The 9,065-nt window shown below is 29.2% G+C and carries 12 protein-coding genes; all 12 read left to right on the forward strand.

Annotated features, from left to right (window positions below; translation table 11 throughout):
• The first annotated feature begins 239 nt into the window (after positions 1-239).
• The 12 genes from ABD730_RS00005 (at position 240) to ABD730_RS00060 (ending at position 8,993) form a co-directional block, all read left to right on the forward strand.
• The gene (locus ABD730_RS00005; RefSeq protein ID WP_344711693.1) at positions 240-809 is read left to right on the forward strand and encodes a hypothetical protein; all 570 of its coding nucleotides are present in this window, start codon (positions 240-242) and stop codon (positions 807-809) included.
• Between the two features lie 183 nt (positions 810-992).
• Entirely contained in the window at positions 993-1,385 is a 393-nt protein-coding gene (locus ABD730_RS00010; protein ID WP_344711695.1) for an Imm7 family immunity protein, read from the forward strand.
• Between the two features lie 441 nt (positions 1,386-1,826).
• Complete coding sequence (locus ABD730_RS00015) at positions 1,827-2,075, forward strand: hypothetical protein (RefSeq protein WP_179339392.1); 249 nt, start codon at positions 1,827-1,829, stop codon at positions 2,073-2,075.
• Positions 2,076-2,227: 152 nt separating this feature from the next.
• Positions 2,228-3,124 carry a hypothetical protein gene (locus ABD730_RS00020; RefSeq protein ID WP_344711700.1) on the forward strand — a complete coding sequence of 299 codons (897 nt, stop codon included), beginning with the start codon at positions 2,228-2,230 and terminating at the stop codon, positions 3,122-3,124.
• 154 nt (positions 3,125-3,278) lie between these two features.
• On the forward strand, positions 3,279-3,689 hold the full coding sequence (locus tag ABD730_RS00025; RefSeq protein ID WP_344711702.1) for a hypothetical protein: 411 nt from the start codon (positions 3,279-3,281) through the stop codon (positions 3,687-3,689).
• 9 nt (positions 3,690-3,698) lie between these two features.
• Positions 3,699-4,178: a DUF2750 domain-containing protein gene (locus ABD730_RS00030; protein WP_344711704.1), complete on the forward strand. Its 480-nt coding sequence runs from the start codon at positions 3,699-3,701 to the stop codon at positions 4,176-4,178.
• Positions 4,179-4,343: 165 nt separating this feature from the next.
• Positions 4,344-4,919: a hypothetical protein gene (locus ABD730_RS00035; protein WP_344711706.1), complete on the forward strand. Its 576-nt coding sequence runs from the start codon at positions 4,344-4,346 to the stop codon at positions 4,917-4,919.
• A gap of 153 nt (positions 4,920-5,072) precedes the next feature.
• Entirely contained in the window at positions 5,073-5,807 is a 735-nt protein-coding gene (locus tag ABD730_RS00040; RefSeq protein WP_344711708.1) for a hypothetical protein, read from the forward strand.
• A gap of 165 nt (positions 5,808-5,972) precedes the next feature.
• Positions 5,973-6,998, forward strand: a complete 1,026-nt coding sequence (locus ABD730_RS00045) for a DUF4365 domain-containing protein (RefSeq protein ID WP_344711711.1) — start codon at positions 5,973-5,975, stop codon at positions 6,996-6,998.
• 231 nt (positions 6,999-7,229) lie between these two features.
• Complete coding sequence (locus tag ABD730_RS00050; protein ID WP_344711713.1) at positions 7,230-7,736, forward strand: hypothetical protein; 507 nt, start codon at positions 7,230-7,232, stop codon at positions 7,734-7,736.
• Between the two features lie 11 nt (positions 7,737-7,747).
• A complete protein-coding gene (locus tag ABD730_RS00055; protein WP_344711715.1) occupies positions 7,748-7,897 on the forward strand; it encodes a hypothetical protein in 150 nt (49 codons plus the stop codon).
• A 175-nt stretch (positions 7,898-8,072) separates the two neighbouring features.
• Complete coding sequence (locus ABD730_RS00060; protein ID WP_344711717.1) at positions 8,073-8,993, forward strand: AraC family transcriptional regulator; 921 nt, start codon at positions 8,073-8,075, stop codon at positions 8,991-8,993.
• The last annotated feature ends 72 nt before the right edge of the window (positions 8,994-9,065 follow it).

Raw genomic sequence — 9,065 nt, forward strand, 5'->3', positions numbered from 1 at the left:
TCTGATTTATCCTTAAATTTAATGAATTGTAAACTTAAGCCGTGTATAATTAATTGCTTTGTTCTAGCCTACTTGCGAATATTCCTGCGGAATATTCACGGGTTCGTAAATGTTTGCTAACTTAGTTGCTTAACCACGCAACTAACCATACACAAAACCGTTGTGTGTCATTTAAGAGCAACGTAACTCAACGAAAGACATAGTTCGCTCAATGTGATTTTTTCGATTAAAAATATTAAATGAAATTCGTAACTAAAATCAAGAAAATGAAATTAATTGTGACAATATTACTTCTGACTTTCTCTTTTGGTTGCAAATCCCAAAACAATCCTGAAAAAGTTGAAACTGAAAAAACAACTGAATTAAAACCACCTTTTAAAAATCAAGGAGAACAAGAAAAATATTGGGCACAAGAATTTTTCAAAGAAGAATACAAGAAAAAGCATTATTCGAAATTTGTAGGAGAAATAGAAAAATCTGAAAACAAAATAAAATTTGGAAAAGTTCAATATGTAGAGCTTTTCGACACGAATTCTGACTATAATCTGATTTTCGAAAAAGGTCTGTTTTATCCTGATATTTTAAGTGCAATCAGCTTACGAATTGGAAATTTAGAGGAGCTTGAATTTTTATCTAAAAACCCAAAAGTTAAGAGATTTTGGTTTTGGCTTTATCAACCAAATATGGCTAATCCTCAAGTTTATTTATTTGAATTAACAAATGAAAAAGCGAATGAAAAAACTGATTGGAAATCTTTTATTAAAAACGCTGAACTCACTTTTGTGAAAAACGGATGGATAATAATCTGAAAATAAAAACGAACACACAACACCGTGTATAATTAATTGCTGTTTTCTTCTCTACTTGCGAATATTCCTGCGGAATATTCACAGGTTCGTAAATGTTTGCTAACTTAGTCGCTAAACCACGCAACTAACCATACACAATCACGTTGTAAGCAATTTAACGCAACACTCAAGAAACAAACAAAAATGATTGAATTTAATGGATGGGCAATAATTAGAGAGTCTTTTAAAGAAGAAGATGATAACGACAAACTTCTGAATTCCATTGTAAATAAAATCGAACTGAAAATATCTGAATTAGATTACGGAAATGAAATTTACTCATTAAAAGGTTTGAATGGAACTTATCATTTATCAATAATGGCAAATCATAACCATCGAACTGAACACGTAATTGATTTTTTTAAATGGATTTCTCATATTTCGAAAGGTTCGTACGGAATTTTATACGTACAAGATGATGAAGATATTGAAAGAGGAAATGAAAATAAATTTAAAGTATGGGTTATGAAAAAAGGAAAGGTTTCTGAACAAAATGATACTTATCTTTCACCTATGAATCCTGAAGTTGAAGAATAAAAACTGCTTACAACACCGTGTATAATTAATTGCTTGGTTCTTGCCTACTTGCGAATATTCCTGCGGAATATTCACGGGTTCGTCAAAGTTTGCTAAATTAGTTGCTGAACCACGCAACTAATCATACACAAACACGTTGCCAGTAATTTAAAAAACAGCGGAAACCTATTTTAATTTGAACAAATAGCAACAAGTTTAACCCAAATTGAATTAAAAAGGAAAATAGAATTTAAACGAAAAATGACTTTAAAAAATAAGATGTTACTCAACAAATTCCTTTTACCTTCAATATTCTTGATAATTCTAATAATCTATGTGTTGAAAAACTCTTTAGAATTCGGATTCATAATTTATTACCTAATCTTATGGATAATAGTTTCTTTAATCATTATTTATAAATCGAAAAACCATTTGATTGAATATAATACTGAACAGAATAAATTGAAAATTAAATACTACGCAGGAATTAATAAAACGACTGAAAAAATAATCCAAATAGATAAAATAGTTAAAACTAAACTGGATACGAGGATTTTTGATTTTGGTTTTGACTTGTTGTCAATTAAATATATAGATGACCAAGAATTGTACAACCTTTTAGATTTGAGGATTAGAAATAAAAAAGATTGGATAAAAATATTATCTTTAATCGAAGTAAATGTTGACATTGAAAAAGACAATATGAAATAAAAACTACTGGCAACACCGTATATAATTTATTGCTAGTTCTAGCCTACTTACGAAAATCCTCGCGGATTTTCTATTCGGTTTTTATTTGTTAACTTAATTGCTAAATCACGCAACAAACCATATACAAACACGTTAGGCACAATAAGAAAAATATGAACGAAATTTTAGAAAGTTTAGTAGATAATAAAGCTTTTACTATTATAGCACTTACTTCTGTCCTAGTTGCAACTAGTTCAATTATACTTCGATATTTAAATTCAACAAAACAACAATACTCTGATTTATTAGAGAAACTTAAAAACCAAAGAGAAGAATCTAGTGAATCAAAAAAACGAAAGTCTATTGAAAACCTCATAAAGACTTCAGTAACTGATGAAGAAAAACAGAAGTATTTAATAGATATTTTTAGAAAAGAAATTAATAGTACAGTTTCGGAATTAGACAAAAAACTAAAAGAAGAATATGAAAATAAAAATGACCCTGAAAATTTTAGATTAAGTCAACTAACAGAAAACTTTAATCAAGTTAGAAAAAGATTACTTAATGAGCTTTCTTCTTTAAGTAGACGAGCCAATTTAAATCTAACAATCGGAATAATTTCCTCAACTATTGCTATTGCATTTTTATTCTATAGTGGAATTTATTCATCAGCTAATTACGAGGGAAAATGGTTTAATTTTATCACATATTTCATTCCTAAACTTTCCTTATTATTATTTTTAGGAACTTTTTCATTTTATTTTTTGAATTTATACAAATCGAATCTCGGAGTAATTCAAAATTATCAAAGTGATTTAAATGATGTTGATTTTAAAATCATAGCAATAACAACTACACTATTAAGTGGTCATACAGATAAGGAAATTCACTTAAACGAATTAGTGAAAAATGTATCCAATTCCCAATGGAATAAAATCTTAAAAAATGGAGAAAGCACAGTAGAATTACAGAAACTTAAAGAAAATAATTATTTTGATAAAGATATTGTTTTTAAATTATGGACAATGAGTCAATTATTCTCGAAAGATTCAGAAAAGAAAAACGAATAATTACTGTGCCTAACACCGTGTATAATTAATTGCTAGGTTCTTCCCTACTTGCGAAAATTCCTGCGGAATTTTCACGGGTTCGTAAAAGTTTGCTAACTTAGTTGCTGAACCACGCAACTAACCATACACAAAACCGTTACCTGCAAGCTGAAAAATGATCAACAAACTCTTATTTTTAACCTTAATATTAACCTTCATTTCTTGCAATAATGATAGACCTTTGACTGAGTTTGACTTTTCAAATATTGAGAAAATAACAATCACAAAAAAAGGCTACAATGAAATTCCAAATCTTGCTAATAGAAAAGTAATAACCGACTCTATCAAGATTACTAATCTAATTAACATTTTAAACAAATCTGACCAATTGACTGACGGAATTATATCTTCGAATAAAGGCTACATCAGACTTGAATTACAGAAAATCAATAAAGAAGAAATAACGATTTCAAATTTTTACAGTAATAGCAACGGACAAATTATCATTTTGGAAGATGCCAAAGGTATTAGTCGCTTTAGAAATGATAAGTTTTTTGAAGAAGTTAAGTTTTTATTAAATGATTAACAGTAAAAAATGAAAAGCCAGCAGGTAACAATGTTTCAAGATTCAATCACTCTAAAAAATCGACATCAGAAATTCATAAAAACAGTTTCTGAAAATGGAATAGTTTACGGACTAAAAAGTAAAAACGGATTTGCAACGTCAAGTTCCACCCAATTTGAGGATGATTATGGAAATCCAATTGGAATGATATGTTTTTGGGCAGAAAAAGTTCGAGCTAAATCCTGCGCCAAAGACGAATGGAAAAAATACAAGGCGACCGAAATTCCATTAGCTGAATTTATGGAAAATTGGTGTGTTGGAATGGCTAATGATGGACTTCTAATCGGAACACAATTTGACCAAAATCTGTTCGGATATGAAGTCGAACCATTGGACTTGATAATAGAATTAACGTCTGAATTAAAATCAATCGGAAAAGATTTGATGTTCAGAAAATTTAACGGAATTGCGGATTTGGAAAAGCAAGTAATTGGAATAATAAATGAATAAAAGCCAGCAGGTAACACCGTGTATAATTAATTGCTTGGTTCTTGCCTACTTGCGAAAATTCCTGCGGAATTTTCACGGGTTCGTAAATGTTTGCTAACTTAGCTACCCAACCACGCAACTAACCATACACAAACACGTTCTACGCAATTTGACCAAACCAACAAAATGAAAGTAAAATATAAAAATTCCGTAATTGAAATAACAAATGAATCTGATTTGGATTCAGCGGAATTTGGTCAGAGATTTAAGAAACAATATCCAGCCGATTTAGGAATTGAATCTGAATATAAACCTTCTTCAAAACACGGAATTCGAATAACAGAAAACGGAATTGAAAAGTGTAGCGCATTATTGTTGGAATCTGGAGGAGCAACTGGAATTTCTGAAAATTCATTTCTAATTAAAAATGACCGAATTTACATTTGCTGTTCTGACCAAATATATTCTCTGAATTTAACGGACTTATCAGCTAATTGGAGAAATCAATATGACATTGCAACTTGTTTCGGAATTTATGAATTTGACGAAGATTTTATCGTTCACGGAGAAATTCAAGTTAGCCGAATTGATAAAAATGGAGAAACTAAATGGAATTTTAGTGCGAGAGATATTTTTGTAAATCCAGACGGAAAAACGGAATTTAAAATTGTTGAAAACAGAATTGAATTAATAGATTGGGAAGGTTATAAATATGAACTGAATAGAGAAGGAAAAATATTAACGGAAATAAAAACTGCGTAGAACACCGTATATAATTTATTGCTGGCTTTCTTGCCTACTTGCGAAAGTCCTCGCGGACTTTCTTGGTCGGTAATTATTTACTAAATTAGTTGCTTGAAACACGCAACAAATCATATACAAAAACGTTGTGTGTCATTGCCGAAATCCTGCTAAATGAAAGACTTTTTTGAAAATTCAATATCAAAACTTAAAAAAGAAAGAGGAATTTTTCATTCTGAAGATGATTTAAAATTATCATTAGGATTTATAATTAAAGAACTTTATCCTGAATTGGAAATTCGACTTGAAAAACCTATAAATATTAATATGACAGATATTTATGGAAATAAATCAATTGTAAGAGCACCAATTGACATTATAGTTTATGACAAAAATGGAAAAACAATTCCGATTGAATTAAAATATAAAACAAAAAAACTCGAAACTGAATTTAATGGAGAAACATATAATTTGACAAATCAAGGAGCAAGAGATATTGGTCGCTACAGTTTTAGAAAAGATATTTACAGAATTGAACAATATTTAACTAAAGAGGAGAAAAGTGATTTCGGAATTATATTTATTTTAACCAATGATGAGAATTACATCAACAATAATGTTGGAGAAAAAGAGACTTTTGACAAACATTTTTCGTGTCACCAAAATAGTATAATAAGAAAAGAATACAAAGGTTGGAATTATTCAAAAATAGACGCAAAAAAATATGAAAAAAAAGACAACTTTTGGAGGTATATAAATCAGAATAAGAAACATTGGACTTTTACTGGAGCTAAAACATATAAACTTGAATTAAAAGATGATTACCCAATTGTTTGGAAAGAATATTCGGAATTAAATAAAAGTGAGTTTAAATTTTGTTTAATAAAAATCAAGAAACATCTGAATTAAAAACAACGCACACACAACACCGTATATAATTTATTGCTAGTTCTAGCCTACTTACGAAAATCCTAGCGGATTTTCTATTCGGTTTTTATTTGCTAAATTACGTGCTAAACCACGCAACAAACCATATACAAACACGTTGTGTGTAATATGAAAAAACAATCGTAAATGAATTTAGAAGATGCAAATTTTCCGAAAATTAACTCTGCTGGACTAACTGGTCGAAAAGGAATTGCTATTCTAAAAGACAAAGTTGAGAATAAATTAAATTGGTTGTTTAGAGAAACTCATCTAGAGGATGATTTCGGAATTGATGGACATCTGGATATTATTTCTGATGACGGAAAAGTTACTGGAAAATCAATTGCTTTTCAACTAAAAACTGGAGAGAGTTTCTTTAACGAAAAGAACGACATTGGTTATATATTTAGAGGAAATAACAAGCACCTTAATTATTATATTAATTATCCTCTTCCAATTTTAATAATTTTAATAAATCCAAATACTCGAAAAATTGTTTGGGAATTATTTGATGCTACTAAAACAGATAAAGCAAAAAACTCTTGGAAAATGACAATTCCTGAGAACAAAAATCTCAATAAAAAAGCAAAGAAATTACTTTTACAACACGTTGGACCAATAACTGACTTTTCTTCCCAATTGGAAGAGGAATGGCAGATTAATGAATTATTAAAGAAACACAATAGAATTCTTTTTCAAGTCCCTAAAAAAGAGCTGCTTGAGAAAAACTTTCAATTTTTATTTGATGGATTGGAGAGAATTCAAGCAACAACAGATTTAATTATTCACTTAAAAAACAAAGTAGATATTAGTTTTGACGACTATGATTTTGATGAAAGAGAATTATTTGAAATACCAGAAGTAAAAGAATGGATTCTAGAATTGTTTAAAATGTCTAATTGCTGGCCATACTTAATGGCAATGGATGATGCTGGAGGTTTTATGAAAACTGCTTTTTTATGTCATCTAAATACACTCAAGAAAAATAAAGCTAAAAAAGGTAAATTCTCTGTTAATTATGAGAAACAAGAAGTTATGGAATTTATTGAATTAAATTGGCATAAACTAAACCTATATTCTGACGAAAAGAATATTAGTGAAAAAGTTAATAGAGAAATATCTAATAAAATTGTTTATTATTTTACAAATGGAGAGGTTGAATTAGGAGCGTAAAATACTACACACAACAACGTATATAGCTCATAGCTAATCAGTTGCTAAATCGAAGTTAAGGCATATTTGGAAAGTCGCCAAATTTTTAAATTTGACGATTTCTAATAAAAAAATAAATAGTAAAATTTAAAAATCTGGCTTGTGTTTAATCCGAAAATAATTTTATAATTTGCACGCTACGAGCCATATACAAGACCGTTGTACAACATTAACACGAACATCGAGAACATTATGAAATTAAGTGAAAAAGACATACTTAAATTGGATTTTCTTCTTGACAAGATGATAGATACTGATTGGTTGGTTACTGCAGATGATTTGCATAACTCGAACTTTTATTCAGACAAAATGTCGAATAAGGAAATGGTTGATGATTTTAAATACCTTCTAAATGTTTTCGATTCAACTAATTCTGGAACTACAAATTATGAAGAAGATAATACTCACGTTAGACCAAATGAACGAACAATTGTTTTTCATAGAAATGGTGGATTTAAAGAATACTTTTTAACTTTAAAACAAAAAGAATTAGACAATACAATTGAAATTAAAAAAGAAACTGAAAGACAAAATTTAAAAGATAATATCGACAAACTGAAATTAGAAGAGCTTAATTACAAACAAACTATAAGAGGTTTGGAAGAAGAATTAAAAATTTCTAACTTATTGAAAAATTATTGGTGGCTTATAGCTTCTGCAATTGCAGTTGGAGTAGCCATAGGAGAATATTTAATTTAATATATATAAAAATGGAACAACAACAATTTGAAGAATTAAGAGATTTATTATCGTCAATAGACTCAAAATTAGAAGATATAGCTAGTAATACTTCACCAGTATATGATGCAAGTGATGTTTGCAGTAGATTGGATACTCTGATAAGTATTATGGATAAATAATATTAAACAACATTGACTATAATAACGTTGTACAACACCGTGTATAGTTAATTGCTTTTCCGTGCTTACGTACGAAAATCCCTTCGGATTTTCTATGTCGTGAGTATTTGTTAACTTAGTCGCTTAACCACGCAACTAACCATACACAAACACGTTGTACAGCATTTGAACACAGATGAAAATTTTAGATAGAGAAATAGAAACCGACTACAAAAATCGAATTAACCGAGTTTTTGAATTTATTGACCAAAACTTGGAATCGGATTTATCTTTGAACACTGTTTCAGAAGTTGCTTTTTTCTCACCATTTCATTTTCATAGAGTTTTCAAATTTGTTACTGAAGAAACGCTAAATGAATATGTGACAAGACGAAGAATTGAAAAATCAGCTTTGGATTTACTGCATAAAAACATCACGACAACAGAAATAGCGCACAAATACGGTTTTAGTGATAATTCATCATATTCAAGAACTTTTAAAAAATATTTTGGAATAAGTCCAACCGGATTTATAAAAGAAAACCCAAATAGACATAGCAAGATTCGTCAACTAAAAAGCAAGAACGGACAAGAATATCCTGACTATGAAAAATACATTTGCATCATTGATAATCTAAAAAAATGGACTGAAATGAATGCAAAAATTGAAATTAAAGAAACACCTGAATTGAATTTAGCTGGAGTAACTCACGTTGGAATAAACGGAATTGAAAACGCTTTTGGAAAACTCACAAAATGGGCAATTCCCAAAGGTTTGCTTAATAATTCAGAAGCAAAAATGGGTAGGATTTTCTACGACAGTTTCAAAGTTACTGAACCTAATAAGGTACGTATGAGTATATTTTTAGCAACTAACGAGCCTTTTGAAACAGAAGGTGAGATTAATAAATTGACTATTAAGAAAGGAAAATGTATTGTTGGTCGTTTTGAAATTACGCCTAATGAATTCGAAAAATCTTGGACAAGTCTTTTCATTTGGATGAATGAAAATGGATATAAAAAGAGCATAGAAAATCCATTTGAAATTTATCACAATGATTATAGGGAACATCCCGAGAATAAATTCATAGTTGATTTGAATATACCAATTGAATAAAAAACGCTGTACAACAAAGAACTGAGTTAAAAAACAAGTAACTTTAAGCTAATTTTGAAACATAGTTTTCAT

This window comes from Winogradskyella damuponensis (assembly GCF_039538385.1).
Classification (GTDB): domain Bacteria; phylum Bacteroidota; class Bacteroidia; order Flavobacteriales; family Flavobacteriaceae; genus Winogradskyella; species Winogradskyella damuponensis.

Coding starts and splice junctions, on each gene's coding strand:
- ABD730_RS00005 (WP_344711693.1), top strand. CDS start 240: ATGAAATTCGTAACTAAAATCAAGAAAATGAAATTAATTGTGACAATA.
- ABD730_RS00010 (WP_344711695.1), top strand. CDS start 993: ATGATTGAATTTAATGGATGGGCAATAATTAGAGAGTCTTTTAAAGAA.
- ABD730_RS00020 (WP_344711700.1), top strand. CDS start 2,228: ATGAACGAAATTTTAGAAAGTTTAGTAGATAATAAAGCTTTTACTATT.
- ABD730_RS00025 (WP_344711702.1), top strand. CDS start 3,279: ATGATCAACAAACTCTTATTTTTAACCTTAATATTAACCTTCATTTCT.
- ABD730_RS00030 (WP_344711704.1), top strand. CDS start 3,699: ATGAAAAGCCAGCAGGTAACAATGTTTCAAGATTCAATCACTCTAAAA.
- ABD730_RS00035 (WP_344711706.1), top strand. CDS start 4,344: ATGAAAGTAAAATATAAAAATTCCGTAATTGAAATAACAAATGAATCT.
- ABD730_RS00040 (WP_344711708.1), top strand. CDS start 5,073: ATGAAAGACTTTTTTGAAAATTCAATATCAAAACTTAAAAAAGAAAGA.
- ABD730_RS00045 (WP_344711711.1), top strand. CDS start 5,973: ATGAATTTAGAAGATGCAAATTTTCCGAAAATTAACTCTGCTGGACTA.
- ABD730_RS00050 (WP_344711713.1), top strand. CDS start 7,230: ATGAAATTAAGTGAAAAAGACATACTTAAATTGGATTTTCTTCTTGAC.
- ABD730_RS00055 (WP_344711715.1), top strand. CDS start 7,748: ATGGAACAACAACAATTTGAAGAATTAAGAGATTTATTATCGTCAATA.
- ABD730_RS00060 (WP_344711717.1), top strand. CDS start 8,073: ATGAAAATTTTAGATAGAGAAATAGAAACCGACTACAAAAATCGAATT.